Source organism: Chryseobacterium indologenes (genome assembly GCF_002025665.1).
Lineage (GTDB): Bacteria > Bacteroidota > Bacteroidia > Flavobacteriales > Weeksellaceae > Chryseobacterium > Chryseobacterium metallicongregator.
The window spans coordinates 2840287-2854827 of record NZ_CP018786.1 but is presented as its reverse complement, the minus strand read 5'-3'; the positions used below and the strand labels follow the sequence as shown (position 1 = coordinate 2854827).

15 protein-coding genes are annotated in these 14541 nt (G+C 36.5%); 8 read left to right on the top strand and 7 right to left on the bottom strand.

Annotation, left to right across the window (positions count from 1 at the left end):
- The first annotated feature begins 71 nt into the window (after positions 1–71).
- The 4 genes from typA (at position 72) to ychF (ending at position 5684) form a co-directional block, all read left to right on the top strand.
- Positions 72–1877 (top strand): translational GTPase TypA, encoded by a 1806-nt coding sequence (typA, locus tag BUE84_RS13015; RefSeq protein WP_079241980.1) that lies wholly within the window; start codon positions 72–74, stop codon positions 1875–1877.
- Positions 1878–2006: 129 nt separating this feature from the next.
- Positions 2007–3623: a family 10 glycosylhydrolase gene (locus BUE84_RS13010; RefSeq protein WP_079241979.1), complete on the top strand. Its 1617-nt coding sequence runs from the start codon at positions 2007–2009 to the stop codon at positions 3621–3623.
- 241 nt (positions 3624–3864) lie between these two features.
- Positions 3865–4416: a ferritin gene (locus tag BUE84_RS13005; RefSeq protein ID WP_079241978.1), complete on the top strand. Its 552-nt coding sequence runs from the start codon at positions 3865–3867 to the stop codon at positions 4414–4416.
- A gap of 176 nt (positions 4417–4592) precedes the next feature.
- The gene (gene ychF / locus BUE84_RS13000) at positions 4593–5684 is read left to right on the top strand and encodes a redox-regulated ATPase YchF (RefSeq protein WP_034696517.1); all 1092 of its coding nucleotides are present in this window, start codon (positions 4593–4595) and stop codon (positions 5682–5684) included.
- Positions 5685–5844: 160 nt separating this feature from the next.
- On the opposite strand, the gene BUE84_RS24205 is transcribed toward ychF, so the two are convergent.
- From BUE84_RS24205 to BUE84_RS12990, 4 genes are read right to left on the bottom strand one after another with little or no spacing between them, the layout of a single operon-like run.
- Entirely contained in the window at positions 5845–6102 is a 258-nt protein-coding gene (locus BUE84_RS24205; RefSeq protein WP_145953244.1) for a hypothetical protein, read from the bottom strand.
- Between the two features lie 37 nt (positions 6103–6139).
- Positions 6140–6298, bottom strand: a complete 159-nt coding sequence (locus tag BUE84_RS24570) for a hypothetical protein (protein ID WP_167595391.1) — start codon at positions 6296–6298, stop codon at positions 6140–6142.
- A 36-nt stretch (positions 6299–6334) separates the two neighbouring features.
- Positions 6335–6532, bottom strand: coding sequence for a hypothetical protein (locus BUE84_RS12995; protein ID WP_079241977.1), 198 nt, complete (start codon positions 6530–6532; stop codon positions 6335–6337).
- Positions 6533–6562: 30 nt separating this feature from the next.
- Positions 6563–6751, bottom strand: a complete 189-nt coding sequence (locus BUE84_RS12990) for a hypothetical protein (RefSeq protein WP_062675156.1) — start codon at positions 6749–6751, stop codon at positions 6563–6565.
- A gap of 280 nt (positions 6752–7031) precedes the next feature.
- Here BUE84_RS12990 and BUE84_RS12985 point away from each other — a divergent pair, with 280 nt between their 5' ends.
- The 3 genes from BUE84_RS12985 to cls all read left to right on the top strand — a co-directional run bounded on the left by BUE84_RS12985 (position 7032) and on the right by cls (position 10371).
- Positions 7032–7970 (top strand): helix-turn-helix domain-containing protein, encoded by a 939-nt coding sequence (locus BUE84_RS12985; RefSeq protein ID WP_079241976.1) that lies wholly within the window; start codon positions 7032–7034, stop codon positions 7968–7970.
- An 89-nt stretch (positions 7971–8059) separates the two neighbouring features.
- Positions 8060–8824: an SDR family NAD(P)-dependent oxidoreductase gene (locus BUE84_RS12980; RefSeq protein ID WP_079241975.1), complete on the top strand. Its 765-nt coding sequence runs from the start codon at positions 8060–8062 to the stop codon at positions 8822–8824.
- Between the two features lie 80 nt (positions 8825–8904).
- Positions 8905–10371, top strand: coding sequence for a cardiolipin synthase (gene cls / locus BUE84_RS12975; RefSeq protein ID WP_079241974.1), 1467 nt, complete (start codon positions 8905–8907; stop codon positions 10369–10371).
- Positions 10372–10461: 90 nt separating this feature from the next.
- Here the strand turns inward: cls and BUE84_RS12970 are convergent, their stop codons facing one another.
- On the bottom strand, positions 10462–11610 hold the full coding sequence (locus BUE84_RS12970) for a methionine aminotransferase (protein ID WP_079241973.1): 1149 nt from the start codon (positions 11608–11610) through the stop codon (positions 10462–10464).
- A gap of 226 nt (positions 11611–11836) precedes the next feature.
- On the opposite strand from BUE84_RS12970, the gene BUE84_RS12965 reads away from it, so the two are divergent.
- Entirely contained in the window at positions 11837–12388 is a 552-nt protein-coding gene (locus tag BUE84_RS12965) for a DUF2867 domain-containing protein (RefSeq protein WP_079243940.1), read from the top strand.
- 59 nt (positions 12389–12447) lie between these two features.
- Here the strand turns inward: BUE84_RS12965 and BUE84_RS12960 are convergent, their stop codons facing one another.
- Both BUE84_RS12960 and BUE84_RS12955 read right to left on the bottom strand, forming a co-directional pair.
- Complete coding sequence (locus BUE84_RS12960; protein ID WP_079241972.1) at positions 12448–14160, bottom strand: hypothetical protein; 1713 nt, start codon at positions 14158–14160, stop codon at positions 12448–12450.
- A gap of 117 nt (positions 14161–14277) precedes the next feature.
- Positions 14278–14478, bottom strand: coding sequence for a hypothetical protein (locus BUE84_RS12955; RefSeq protein ID WP_079241971.1), 201 nt, complete (start codon positions 14476–14478; stop codon positions 14278–14280).
- Positions 14479–14541 lie beyond the last annotated feature (63 nt).

Sequence of the window (14541 nt, the reverse complement as noted above, 5' to 3'; positions counted from 1 at the left end):
TTATTAAATATTTAGATAACTAAATATTTTTTCATTAAAAATCACTACTTTTGCACCCGTAAAAATCTTTTATGCAAAACATTAGAAATATTGCGATTATCGCACACGTTGACCACGGAAAGACGACTTTGGTTGACAAGATCATTCACGCTACCAACATTTTCAGAGAAAATCAGGAGAGTGGGGAGTTAATTATGGATAACAACGATCTTGAAAGAGAAAGAGGGATCACCATCTTATCCAAGAATATTTCTGTTACTTATAAAGACACAAAAATTAACGTAATTGATACTCCTGGTCACGCCGATTTTGGTGGAGAAGTAGAAAGAGTATTGAAAATGGCTGATGGGGTTATTTTGTTAGTGGATGCGTTCGAAGGACCAATGCCACAAACAAGATTCGTACTTCAGAAAGCATTGGAATTAGGATTGAGACCATTAGTGGTTATCAACAAAGTAGATAAGCCAAACTGCCGTCCTGACGAAGTTCATGATAAAGTATTTGATTTATTCTTCAACCTTGAAGCTACAGAAGAGCAATTGGATTTCCCTACGTTCTATGGATCTTCAAAACAAGGATGGTTCAACACTTCATTAGAGCAAACTGAAGATATCTTACCATTATTAGACGGTATTTTACAATATGTTCCTGAACCGAAAGTAACAGAAGGAAATCTTCAGATGCAGATTACTTCTCTTGACTTCTCTTCTTTCTTAGGAAGAATTGCCATCGGGAAAGTGACAAGAGGTGAGATCAAAGAATCTCAATGGATCGGTCTTGCTCAGGCAGAAGGTAAAATTGTAAAAGGAAAAGTAAAAGAACTTTACGTTTTTGAAGGATTAGGAAAGAAAAAAGTAACTGAAGTAAAAGCAGGAGATATCTGTGCTGTAGTAGGTTTTGATGCTTTCCAGATTGGTGATTCTTTCGTTGATCTTGAAAATCCTGAGCCATTGGAAAGAACGGCAATTGACGAACCTACGTTGAACATGACGTTCTCTATCAACAACTCACCTTTCTTCGGTAAAGATGGTAAATATGTAACTTCAAACCACCTTAAAGAAAGATTAACTAAAGAATTAGAGAAAAACCTTGCATTAAGAGTTCAACAGACTGATGATGCAAACACATTCCTGGTATTTGGTAGAGGGATCCTTCACTTATCTGTTTTGATCGAAACAATGAGAAGAGAAGGGTACGAAATGACAATTGGTCAGCCGCAGGTTATCTTCAAAGAAATTGACGGTGAGAAATGTGAGCCTTATGAATCTTTAGTTGTTGATGTTCCTGAAGAATTTGCTTCAAGAGTTATCGACCTGGCAACTCAGAGAAAAGGTGACCTTCACATCATGGAAACTAAAGGTGAAATGCAGCACATGGAATTCGAAATTCCTTCAAGAGGTTTGATCGGATTACGTTCTCAGATGTTGACAGCTACTGCAGGTGAAGCTATCATGGCACACCGTTTCACAGAATATAAGCCTTTCAAAGGTGCTATCCCAGGAAGAAACAATGGGGTTCTGATCAGCAAAACTACAGGTCCTGCTACAGAATATTCTATTGCTAAACTACAGGATAGAGGTAAGTTTTTCGTTGATCCGGGTGAGGAAATCTACACAGGAATGATCATCGGTGAACAAAACAAACCTGGTGACTTAGTAGTAAACATCGTTGAAGCAAAACAGTTGAATAACATGAGAGCTTCTGGAAAAGATAAAGATACTGGTGTTGCTCCAAAAATCTTATTCTCTCTGGAAGAATGTATGGAATACATCCAGGGTGATGAAGCTATCGAGGTTACTCCAAACTTCATCAGAATGAGAAAGAAAATCCTTTCTGAAGAAGAAAGAAAAAGAGTTGAAAGAGGAGCGAAAGCATAATCTAAAATTCTTAAAATATAATAAAGCCTCGATTTTCGGGGCTTTTTTTCTATGCCAACCCATTAAAATGCTTATTTTGGCATAATAATCTCTAAGAATAAAAATAAATTTTAATGTAGTTTTGTGACTATGAGAATGAATAAATTAAAACTTATCGTTTTACTGGGCTTTTTTGCCTCTTACACTACCTCATGTTCCGTTCAGAACAATGTTGTAAAAACACCTTCCACAAAGAATCCGACAAAACCAACCAACAATACAAATCCTCCAAAAGTAAATCCAACAGCTACAAAACCTACAACAGGAACAGCAGCTTCAACGGAAGAAAACTTCAGAACCAATCTTCCGGAAATCAAAAGAGAATTCCGAGGAGCATGGATTGCCAGTGTTGCCAATATCAACTGGCCTTCAAGAAATGATCTCACGGTGGAACAGCAGAAAGCAGAGGCTATTAGTATGCTTGATATGCTGAAAGACAATAATTTCAACGCCGCTATTTTCCAGATCAGACCTTCCGCAGATGCACTTTATACAAGTAATATCGAACCATGGTCTTACTTTCTGACCGGAGAAACAGGAAAGTCTCCATATCCAAACTATGATCCGCTTCAGTTCTGGATTGAAGAAGCTCATAAAAGAGGGCTGGAATTGCATGTCTGGTTAAATCCTTACCGTGCACACCATACGAATGGCGGAGCTGTTAATAACCTGTCGATGGCCAATAAGCTGTCTGATATTGTAGTAAGATTAAAGAACGGAATGTACTGGTTTGATCCGGCTAATCCGAAAACGCAAGGCCATGTGTCCAATGTGGTGAAAGATATTGTAAAAAGATATGATATTGATGCTGTGCATTTCGACGATTATTTCTATCCTTATGCTACCTATAATAAAGGTGCGGATTTTCCTGATAATGCAAGTTGGAGCGCCTATGTTAGCAGTGGAGGAACTTTATCCAGAGCAGACTGGAGAAGAGATAATGTGAATAAATTTGTAGAACGTATCTATAAAGAAATTCACGCAGAAAAAAATAGTGTAAGATTTGGAATCAGCCCGTTTGGAATTTGGAAACCCGGATATCCTGCAGGAATTGTAGGGTCTTCTCAGTATGACGAACTGTATGCAGATGCTAAACTTTGGTTAAATAAAGGTTGGGTAGATTATTTCTCACCACAGTTGTACTGGCCGGTAGATTCCAAAGGACAAAGCTTTGAAGCCTTGTTAAGCTGGTGGCAATCTGAAAATACAATGAACCGCCACCTTTGGCCAGGGTTGAATACTGTTGAGATTAAAGTATCAGACCGTCCTGCCGAAATCAAAAATCAGATCGCTATTTCCAGAAATATCCTTAAAAATGATGCCGGAGAAATTCATTGGAGCATTGCCGGATTGACCAGAAACCCCAATATGCTTCCTGCTTTGAAAACCGGGCCATATAATGAAAAAGCGTTAGTTCCGAAATCTCCATGGATCAAAACAGTTCCATTGCAAACTCCTACTTTGTTTATTGCTGATAATGGAAGCTTTGCTCAGACAAGCTGGAGCACAAAAAATGTCGCTGATGTATTTTTATGGGTACTTTTCACTCAATATAACGGTGTATGGCAAACAGAAATTTTAACGCTGGATACCCTTTCAAAAGAAATTCCTAAATCTAAAGACGGAAAAAAATTGAATGCAGTCGCAATCAAAGCCATCGACAGATTAGGGAATGAAAGTGATTATACAGCTCGAAAAATTAAATAGTTGGATTAAAAATCTGCTCCCAATATGTCATTGTGAACCTTTAAATGAAGCAATCTCAATAATAAATGTAAAAACCAGTTCTCTAGAGCTGGTTTTTATTTTAGAATAACTATAAATTATTAATTTAAATCATTGATAATCAGTATTGTTTCTGGATTGCAGATGTGTTTTTAAGTATAATAAGAACTTTATCGGAACTGTTTTTGCATGATTAATTCCATAATCACCAAAATATAACATTATGAATACTAAAAGACTTTCCACCAACATGGAAAAAGCACTTAGTGACCAGATGAACAAGGAAATTCATGCTTCACACGTTTTTTTATCGTATGGAATCTGGGCTGATGACAAAGGTTATCAGGGGATTGCAAACTTCCTTTACCGCCATGCTCAGGAAGAGAGAAATCATTCCATAAAATTCATGGAATACATCTTAAACAGAGGTGGAAAACCAAAAGTAGATGCTATTCCTGCTCCTCCTGCAGATCCGGACAGTCTTACCGCTTGCTTTGATGGTGTATTTAAACATGAAGTTGACAATACCACCGCTATTTACAGAATTGTAGACCTTTCTATGGAGGAAAAAGATTGGGCTACCTGGAATTTTATGCAATGGTTTGTACAGGAACAGATTGAAGAAGAAACATTAGCTCAGAATTTAATTGATAAACTGAAAATCGCAGGCGGCGACAGAGCTACTGACGAATCTTTATTTACTTTAGATAAAACTTTACAGGAAGCACCTAATGATGTTCCGCTGGCTCAGAATGCCACAGGAGACAATCCATAAAACACCTGGTGAACCTAAGCCTTTTAAATCTGTCAGAATACTGACAGATTTTTTTATTATGAAACTCTCTTAAAAATCACTATCTTTGCACACTCGTAATTCAAGGTTCTGAGATCAATGTTTAAAGTTGAAGATACCTTGAGTTGCCCTAAACCTTAAACTTTGAATTTTACAATATGAAATGTGGAATCGTAGGCTTACCGAATGTAGGTAAATCAACTCTTTTTAACTGTCTGAGCAATGCAAAAGCTCAATCAGCAAACTATCCTTTCTGTACTATTGAACCGAACCTTGGGACGGTTTCTGTACCAGATCAGAGATTGTTTGAACTGGAGAAAATCGTAAAACCTGAGAGAGTTTTACCCGCTGTAGTTGAAATTGTTGATATTGCGGGTCTTGTAAAAGGTGCCAGCAAAGGAGAAGGATTGGGGAACCAGTTCTTGGCTAATATCCGCGAGTGTGAAGCGATTATTCATGTTTTAAGATGTTTTGATAATGGAAATATCGTTCACGTAGAAGGTTCAGTAGATCCATTAAGAGATAAAGAAATTATTGATATAGAACTTCAGCTGAAAGACCTTGAAACCGTAGGAAAAGCAGTTGAAAAAGCTAAAAAATTCATCAAATCAGGGAAGAAAGAAGATATTCTTACTTACGAAACCCTTCAGAATTTACAGAAATTTCTTGAAGACGGTAAGAATGCAAGAGAATTTGCGACTGATGACTTTACAAAATCAATCATCGGAGAAGTTCAATTGTTGACAAATAAACCGGTCCTTTACGTTTGTAATGTAGATGAAAACTCTATCAAAAACGGAAATGAGTGGATTGCTAAGATTGAAGAAATGGCTAAAGGCGAAGGTGCTGAAGTAGTAGTACTGGCAGCACAGATCGAAGCGGATATTAATGAACTTGAAACGTTCGAAGAAAGAGAAATTTTCCTTGATGAACTTGGTCTTACAGAGCCGGGAGTTAACCGTTTGATCAGAAAAGCATATGATCTTTTGAAACTTCAGACGTATTTTACAGCTGGGGTAAAAGAAGTAAGAGCTTGGACTATCGGACAGGGCTGGACAGCTCCACAAGCTGCAGGAGTAATCCATACAGACTTTGAAAAAGGATTTATCCGTGCAGAAGTAATCAAGTATAACGATTACATTACTTACGGTTCTGAAGTAAAGATAAAAGAAGCCGGAAAACTTTCTGTAGAAGGTAAAGAATATATCGTACAGGATGGTGACATCATGCACTTTAGATTCAACGTATAAGAAAAGTATTAAAGTTAGTTATATTAAAAAAGCGCTTCCATGTATTTGGGAGCGTTTTTTGCTTTAAATTAATAATGTTGGCTGTCTGTTTATATTTTGATGTTTGGAACAGGTACTAAAAATTACTGCTCCCTGAAGTTAGAGAGCAGCATTTTTATTTTTAAAGTGGGATACCTATATCAAACCGGCATTTTGGCTCTATACAGGATAGAGAGAAGACAACACAATTATTAGTTATATCTGTGCATCTTAATTCTGCCTGGCCACTTCTACACTCTGGTTCATAACATGATGGATGGATTTGTGCGCATACTCTGCCGTTTGCTCCACCTGTACTACATATCATGACACCTCCTTTAATGGTTTTCAACTGTTTTTTATTCAGTTTTTTACCATTATTTAAATATTGATTTTTCATTCGTTAAAGTTTTTATGGTTTAGTTTTTTTTGACTTATTACAATTCAATACCTGGCTGGCACTGTAATTCTGCGCAGGCAAAAGAAAATTTCTTACAGGTAAGGTCTGGAAGAAGACACATTTCTTTTCCTCCGGTTATTACTCTTAATTGTCTTTTGTTCAATTTTTTTCCGTGAGTTAAATCTTGATTTTTCATACTGTTTAATTTTTGTTTTTGTAATGAGTGCTATCTTTAGGGTTGTGGTCTGCAGATTTTTTGGGCACAGCCAACAGAAATCTTGGTGCAGTTTCTGACATCGTCAGGAGGATAGGTTTCACATGGGAATTCTGTGCATGGTCTTGGCTCCATGCAATCCAGCATACCTCCCTGAATCATTTTTAATTGTTTTTTTTCAAGCTTTTTACCTTTACTTAATTCAATCTTTTTCATAGTTTTTTTGTTTATAAAATGGCCCTTTAATTATAATTGTGGTCTGCACTCTTTCTGTGCACATTTTGGAGAAATGATTGTGCATCCATAGGGATCAGAAGAAGGCTCACAAGGGGTAGGGCAAAGAACTGGTTCCATGCAGTTGATAAGACCTCCTTTAATAGTTCTTAATTCTTTTTTGTTTAATTTTTTTCCGATTTGACTGATTTGATTTCTCATTGATTTGATTTTTAATAGGTTAGTTTTGACTAAAGTAATAAAAATAAATGAGTTATATCACTGTGTATAGAAAAAATAAATATTTTTTTAATGTTGTTTCGGATATTGATGGTTAATATTAAGTTGGATTAATAAATTCGTTGAAGTTTTAAACTGACATATTGAGTGGATGGTTTTGAAATTTAAAAATAAGTTTAGAGTTCAGATAGGGGCATCCAAAATCAATTCAAAGTAGGTTATTTCATAACTTTGTATATTTGAATTTTACAAATCATTTGTAATGGAAAAAATAGCACACACTTCACTGGAAGATTTTTATAAAGAGATGGCAGCCAAGCTGGGAAAAGATCTCGAAAGTATTTTTCCAAAAGGATTGCATAAAGACATCGGTCACTTTAATGTTTTTGATATTGCCCAAACGATAGAAAGAGCAAAGGCCACTTCCGAAATGCCTTATAACAGAAGGAAATACTATAAAATCAGCTTTATAAAAGGAAGAAATAGAGCAGAATATGCAGACAAAGTAATTTCAATACAACAGAATGCCTTATTGTTTGCAACTCCTAAAGTTCCGTATCACTGGGTTCCTGAAGATCCGGATCAGTCCGGAAGTTTCTGTGTATTTACGGAAGACTTCTTCATTAAGGATAAATCTTACTACAATCTTGAAGATCTTCCTATCTTTCAGCCGGGAGGAGTGCCTGTCTTTGAAATTGATAATGAATTTGCAGAAGAGATTGAAAGCCTCTTTAAAAAAATTAAAAAAGAAATAGATTCAGATTATGTATTTAAATATGATCTGATCAGAAACTATGTTCTGGAGTTGATTCATTATGGACAGAAATTACAGCCTGCATCCAAAATATCGGCTTCAAATGATGCATCCATGCGAGTGGTTTCTTTATTTATAGAGCTGCTGGAAAGACAGTTTCCTATTGAATCATGGGAACAGAGACTGCAATTGAAGACTGCAAAAGATTATGCAGACCGATTGGCTGTTCATGTCAATTACTTAAACAAAAGATTAAAAGAAAGCACCGGAAAGACAACCACAGAATTTATTTCGGACCGGATTATTCAGGAAGCTAAAATACTCTTAAAACAAACGAAATGGAATGTTTCAGAAATATCATATGCGCTGGGATTTGAGGAGATTGCCCATTTTTCCAATTTCTTTAAAAGGAAAACAACGTTTACCCCATTGGAATTTCGTTCCTGATTTGAATTTTGCAAATTTCAGATTGATTCAAGCAAACACTTCAGTCTGAAAATATCCCAACTTTGTACCATCAAAATAATCAAAATACAATGAACACAAAAACAAATATTGCACTGGTAACCGGAGGAAGCCGTGGATTAGGGAAAAACTCAGCACTTAAAATTGCTCAAAAAGGATTAGATGTTATTATTACCTACAGAAGTAACAAAGAAGAGGCTGATGCTGTTGTTAATGAAATCAAATCAATGGGAAGAAATGCTGTAGCATTTCAGCTTGATACAAAAGATATTAAAAGCTTTGATGCTTTTGTAAAAAACGTAACAGATCATTTGCAGCAAAATACAGGAAGTACTCATATTGATTACCTGATCAATAATGCAGGAACAGCCTTATATTCCCCGATTACAGAAGTAACGGAAGAACAATTGGACGATGTGGTAGATATTCACTTTAAAGGGGTATTTTTCCTGACTCAAAAATTATTGCCGTTTATCAATGATGGAGGAGGTATTATTAATGTCTCTTCAGGGTTGGCGAGATTTGCAACACCGGGATCTTCTATTTATGGATCAATTAAAGCAGGTGTAGAAATGCTGACGAAATACATGGCTAAAGAGCTGGGTTCGAGAAAAATCAAAGCCAATGTTGTAGCTCCGGGAGCTATTGAAACAGATTTTGGTGGCGGAAGAGTAAGAGACAATGAAGAGATTAATGCCATGGTGGCAGGTGCTACAGCGCTGGGAAGAGTAGGTCTTCCGGATGACATTGGTGGAGTGGTTGCCTTCCTGTGTACAGAAGATGCAAGATGGATCAATGGACAAAGAATAGAAGTTTCAGGAGGAATGTTTCTATAGAACTTTAAAAGGCCAAAAAGAGAAATTTTTAATTTCCTTTTTGGCCTTTTTCACTATCTTTAACCTAGAGATCAGTCAATATGGTTAAAGAATTTCTTGATCAATATCCATACATTTTGTTGGGACTTGAGGCCCTTTATCTTCTCGGGGTTATTTTCCTGGCAGCTAAGATCATTATGGATACCAGAAATACAAGCAAAACACTGGCTTACCTTCTCCTTATTATTTTTCTTCCGGTGGTAGGAATCATCATTTATTTTGTTTTTGGAGTCAATTTCAGAAAGAATAAATTTTATACCTTCAAAATAGAACGCAATGAGCAGATATATCAAAAAGTACAGCAATATATTGAAGAAACCCATCATAAAACACTGATTGCTCATCAGGAAGAATTACAGAATTTTTTGCTCACTGTTAATTTTCTTTACAATGCCGGTAATGCACCTGTTTCTCAGGGAAATCATACGGAAATCCTGATCAATGGTGAGGCTAAATTTGAAAAGGTTTTTGAAGTACTTGAAAAGGCAGCACATCATATCCATCTGGAATATTATATTTATGATAATGACGACGTCGGAAACAGGCTTGCTGATCTGTTGATGAGGAAAGCAAAGCAAGGTGTTAAAATACGTTTTCTTTATGATGATCTGGGAAGTGGAAAATTAGGCCGGAAGTTTTTAAGAAAGTTACAGGAAGCAGGAGTGGAAGTATCTCCGGTCAACAAAATTACTTTCAGGCTTCTTGCGAACAGAGTAAATTACAGAGATCACAGGAAGATCATCATTGTAGATGGGACTGAGGTTTTTACAGGTGGCATCAATGTTTCGGATAAATACATCAATCCTAATCCAAAACAGTACTGGAGAGACGTTCATCTTTATATTAAAGGAGAAGCCGCTTTTTATTTTCAGTTTTTGTTTTTCAGCAACTGGGTTTTTGCTACTGAAAAATTTCCCGAAATCTCAACTTCGTATTTCGATTATAAAAAAGCAGAAGCAGGAAGTTCTCTTGTTCAGGTTGCTGCAAGTGGTCCTGATACCAGACCTTCCATTGTGTTGAGCACCAGTTCGGCAATTCTTTCTGCCCAAAAAAAAGTATATATTGTAACGCCTTATTTTATCCCTGTTGAAACGGTATTGAACGCTATAAAGCAGGCTGGTCTTTCCGGACTTGATGTAAGGCTTATGGTACCAAAATCAGGAGACTCTGTGGTGGTGAATGCCGCAGCCTATTCCTATTATGATGAACTTCTGGAGAACAAAGTGAGAGTATTCTTTTACAAAAAAGGGTTTATTCATGCCAAAACAATGATTGTTGATGACCATTTCTCATCTGTAGGAACCGCGAATATGGATGTCAGAAGTCAGGAACTTAATTTTGAGGTGAATACATTAATCTTTGATGCTGAAATTAATCAGAAGCTTAAAAACCTTTTTATTGAGGATATGAATGATTGTGAAGAAATCTTCCTTGATACCTGGAAAAAAAGGTCAAAATTCAAAGTTTTTTTTGAACATCTGGCCAGACTGCTTTCTCCGCTAATTTAAAATTCACCTGTGAATAGAAAAAAAAACTCCGGAAACATTTCCGGAGTTTTATGCATAATCTCTTTACCTCTTTGTTTTAATCAGAAAGTATTAAATCTTTGATAAATTCTCAAGAGCCTTTTCCAGGGTTTCCTGCTTCTTGGCAAAGCACAACCTGATCACATTCTCATTCAGCTTGTTTTTATAAAATGAAGAGAAAGGAACGCTGGCCACCTTATGATTGATGGTAAGTTCTGAAGCAAAATCAAAATCATTTTTATCCGAAATCTTATCATATTTCACCGCCTGAAAATAAGTCCCTTCACAATCCAGAAGCTCGAACGATGTACCTGTAAGACCTTTTCTCAGAAAGTCTCTTTTTTCCTGGAAAAACTGATTCAGATAAGTATAATGTTCATCGTTTTTCATGTATTCTGCCAGAGCCAGCTGAATAGGAGTGTTTACACAAAACACATTGAATTGATGTACTTTTCTGAATTCTTCCGTTAGGCTTTCAGGTGCTGCACAATAGCCTACTTTCCATCCGGTAACATGGAAAAGCTTACCAAAAGAGGCCACTAGAAGACTTCTTTCTTTCAATTCAGGGTATTTACAGATGCTTAAATGCTGTTTTCCATCAAAAATAATATTTTCATACACTTCATCACTCAAAATAAGAATAGAAGTTCCTTTTACCAGCGTAATAAGTTCTTGGATATCATTTTCTTTCAGAATTTTTCCTGAAGGATTGTTAGGATTATTAAGAATGATCATCCTGGTCTTTTCACTGATAAGATTGTTTACTTCCGCCCAGTTGATTTCATAATCGGGAGCTTTCATTTCAAATCGTTTGACAATACCTCCGAAAAGTTCTACCGTAGGTTCATAACAATCATACGCCGGTTCAAAAATAATTACTTCGTCATCCTTTTTAATAAATGATGCAATAGCCGTGAAAATTGCCTGAGTACCACCCGCAGTAACTGTTATTTCAGAGTCCGGATGGTAAACTGCCTGATGGCTGTTTTCAATTTTTCGTGCAATTTCTTCCTTTAAGCTAATCATTCCGCCAAGAGGTGCATACTGGTTGAAGCCTTTTTTAATAAAATGATCTACATGATTTAATAATTCTGAATCTGGCATAAAATCAGGAAAACCCTGAGACAGATTGATGGCTTCATTTTCATTGGCAAGCTGAGTCATCTGGCTGAAAATAGTGGTTCCTACATTGGAAAGTTTTGATAAAGGAAGTTGTATCATAAAAACAGTTTTGTGGACCGAATTTAATGAAATAATTAAAACAGTTTGAAGTTAAGGAGATAAAAATTAGCAAACAGTAGGTTTAATGAAGTTTTTAGAAAAATTTTAAGATCAAATAGTAAGTTCCAGATTATAGAAATGGTTTAAACAATTGTTTGAATTTTCCTTTTAAACCAATGAAAAGATACTTACATTTGTTAGACCAACAACCATAAAAACAATGACAATGAAGATTAAGAAGACAGGGTTTCCTGAAAGGTCTATTTTGTTTCAAGGGAAAAAAGATTTCGATTATATGGATAGCTTTCAGGGAGAACTTGCCAATGACGGTCGAAATATTGATATCTCGGAAATAGGAAAAACTTTCTTTACAAGCGGACCAAAATGGGGAAAGAAAATGTTTGCTTTCAGAAATAAAATAATGGGATTATTCGGGTTGAAAACCGGATATGAAGCAGAAAAACAACAAACCGAGAAGGATTTTCAATGCGAAATAGGAGAGCGTATAGGACTTTTTAAGGTGTTTGATAAAACCAATAACGAAATTGTTCTGGGAGAAGATGATAAGCATCTGGATTTCAGAGTTTCTCTTTTCGTAGACAAGAATAAAAAAGAGATCAATAAAAACTCCCTTACCATATCAACGACGGTAAAATTTCATAACTGGCTGGGAGTTCTCTATTTTTTACCCGTTCGGCCTTTCCATAGACTGATTGTACCAGCAATGCTGAAAAATATGATTGGGCAGCTGGAAAAGAAGAAATTGTATACAATGTAAAATTGATATAAAATGACCATCCTCATAAAAGGATGGTCATTATTTTAAAAGGAATAAATTTAATAGGAACTTAATAGTAAATCAATCTGTGCATTGCTTACTCCAGCGGGCCTGTTCGCCTTAAGCTGAACACTTAAACTGCTTAATCCATAACAATATTTTAGGAAATTATTTTCAATATTTGCTAAGGTATAGCCGGTAACCTGATCATTGACCGTTCCCATAGGTTGAGGGCTAAATGACTGTCCCAATTCATTGAAATTATCAACTAAATTAATGAATAAGTTGGTGTAGTCAGAACTTGTATTCAAACTCCAGAACTGATATCCGAAACGATTAGGAAATACAGGAGGATTAGATGGATTATAATTTGGCGTTCCATAATTTGCAATGCCTCTTTCTCTATATTCTATTCCTGTTACAAACCATTCTACAGCACATGGCCAGCTTTCCTGCAACATAGAATTAACCTGTGAATACTGAACTAAACCGGTGTTCATCTTGATCACATGAGATGTATGGGCCAGTTCATGTACAGTGGTTGAAAAATAATCATCAGACTGATATTCCGTTGTTGATCCGGGCTGAAACCTTGCTATTTTTAGGTAAGGAAAAAGAACATAATTGATTCCCTGCCAATTTTTAGCGGTATTTTTAGCTATGATGTGTGAACGGTTTCCACCAGGTCTGACAGGCCTTTGCAGGCCTCCTATATCTTTATAAAAATAGCGATAAGCTGCTCTGAACATGTGGCCCTGCATATTTTCATAGCCAGGCATAATGTCATGACTCCAATGATTACTTTTGATATTATTTCGGACTACATTGGACGGGCTGACCATGTTATCCTTTATTACAAAATGCTTTCTATCCATATGCAGTTTAAAATCTACATTTCTGTTGTTGGGAAAAGGGGTGCCGCTCAATCCGTACTGGCCATTTGCATTGGTGATACCTTCTCTTGTTCTCAAACCTCTTTTAGCGGTAACTTTGGCGCCTTCAAAAGGGATCAGTGTATTTAATCTTGTATCGAAAATTCGGATGGTACCATATATTGGAGCGCCTCCTCCTCCTCCGGGATTTGGGTTTGGATTGGGATACCATTGCCCAGGTTCTCCTATGTTATCCCAGGGCTTATAGTCGCTGGGCTCCCAAGGTGTGAAACCGGATATATTTTCTGCCCTATGGACCAGGCTATAGACGAATTTATAATTCATATTACCAGTGCCTAAGAGCTCAAGATCCTCTTCGGGAAGATACACCTCCTGAAGAATCTCATAGCTAATCCCGGCAGGTAAGGCTGTCTCATTCCTCACCGTTGCATATTGCGGTGTAGGCTGATCGGCGGGAACATCAGGATCATGATAGAATTTACCGACTACCAATACTTCTTTATCAAGTGGATAATCATAAAGAATAAGATCGGATTGCTGTAGTGTTTCCAGTTCATCTTCCGTTGCCGGATTGAATTTAATGTATTTGTGTGTAGAGCGAATATTTACAGCAGTCAATGATCTGTTGCCTTCTGCTTTTGGCTCAGCCAGCAATGATTTGTAGGCAGCCATCATGTTTTCAATCGTGTATGGAATAGGAAGCTGTTCTCCTAATACGGTAGGTTCTCCCTCTTCAGCATATTTTGTTTCATCTTCTGAAGTGAGATCCCTGTTCATGAGTTGGGAATTGGAAGCTTCAGTTTCGTACTGTTCTATCACATCAGAGCAGGATGCGGATAAAAGAGAAACCAAAGCCATGTAGAGTACTATTTTTTTCATGGGTTAATTTTTTCAGTTTTTACATTATTTTCTGGTCCGGAATAAGATTGCCGGAAACTTTTTCTTTTAAAAACCACATTCCAATCGGCAGACTGGAATGTATTTTTAAAATCATTATTATTTAGGTTCAATCCATGGAAGTCCATTCCATGGCATGGTATAAATAAAAGGAAGTCCTCCAATAGGTTGTTGCGGATTAGATGCAATAGGAGGCTGGGGTTGAGGGATTGTTCCGGGGTTGCTTGGGGTAACAAATGCTGTTCCTCCAGCAATGGATCTCATTTGATTTCTCTTGAGTACTTTTCTAGTGATTTTCATGATAATTTTTTTTTGTTTAACATGACGAAAGTAGAGAAGAGTCTTAACAAAAAACAGCTCCAA

Coding starts and splice junctions, on each gene's coding strand:
- BUE84_RS12970 (WP_079241973.1), bottom strand. CDS start 11,610: ATGATACAACTTCCTTTATCAAAACTTTCCAATGTAGGAACCACTATT.
- BUE84_RS12980 (WP_079241975.1), top strand. CDS start 8,060: ATGAACACAAAAACAAATATTGCACTGGTAACCGGAGGAAGCCGTGGA.
- BUE84_RS12965 (WP_079243940.1), top strand. CDS start 11,837: ATGAAGATTAAGAAGACAGGGTTTCCTGAAAGGTCTATTTTGTTTCAA.
- BUE84_RS24570 (WP_167595391.1), bottom strand. CDS start 6,298: ATGAAAAATCAAGATTTAACTCACGGAAAAAAATTGAACAAAAGACAA.
- BUE84_RS13005 (WP_079241978.1), top strand. CDS start 3,865: ATGAATACTAAAAGACTTTCCACCAACATGGAAAAAGCACTTAGTGAC.
- BUE84_RS12955 (WP_079241971.1), bottom strand. CDS start 14,478: ATGAAAATCACTAGAAAAGTACTCAAGAGAAATCAAATGAGATCCATT.
- typA (WP_079241980.1), top strand. CDS start 72: ATGCAAAACATTAGAAATATTGCGATTATCGCACACGTTGACCACGGA.
- ychF (WP_034696517.1), top strand. CDS start 4,593: ATGAAATGTGGAATCGTAGGCTTACCGAATGTAGGTAAATCAACTCTT.
- BUE84_RS24205 (WP_145953244.1), bottom strand. CDS start 6,102: ATGAAAAATCAATATTTAAATAATGGTAAAAAACTGAATAAAAAACAG.
- cls (WP_079241974.1), top strand. CDS start 8,905: ATGGTTAAAGAATTTCTTGATCAATATCCATACATTTTGTTGGGACTT.
- BUE84_RS12960 (WP_079241972.1), bottom strand. CDS start 14,160: ATGAAAAAAATAGTACTCTACATGGCTTTGGTTTCTCTTTTATCCGCA.
- BUE84_RS13010 (WP_079241979.1), top strand. CDS start 2,007: ATGAGAATGAATAAATTAAAACTTATCGTTTTACTGGGCTTTTTTGCC.
- BUE84_RS12985 (WP_079241976.1), top strand. CDS start 7,032: ATGGAAAAAATAGCACACACTTCACTGGAAGATTTTTATAAAGAGATG.
- BUE84_RS12990 (WP_062675156.1), bottom strand. CDS start 6,751: ATGAGAAATCAAATCAGTCAAATCGGAAAAAAATTAAACAAAAAAGAA.
- BUE84_RS12995 (WP_079241977.1), bottom strand. CDS start 6,532: ATGAAAAAGATTGAATTAAGTAAAGGTAAAAAGCTTGAAAAAAAACAA.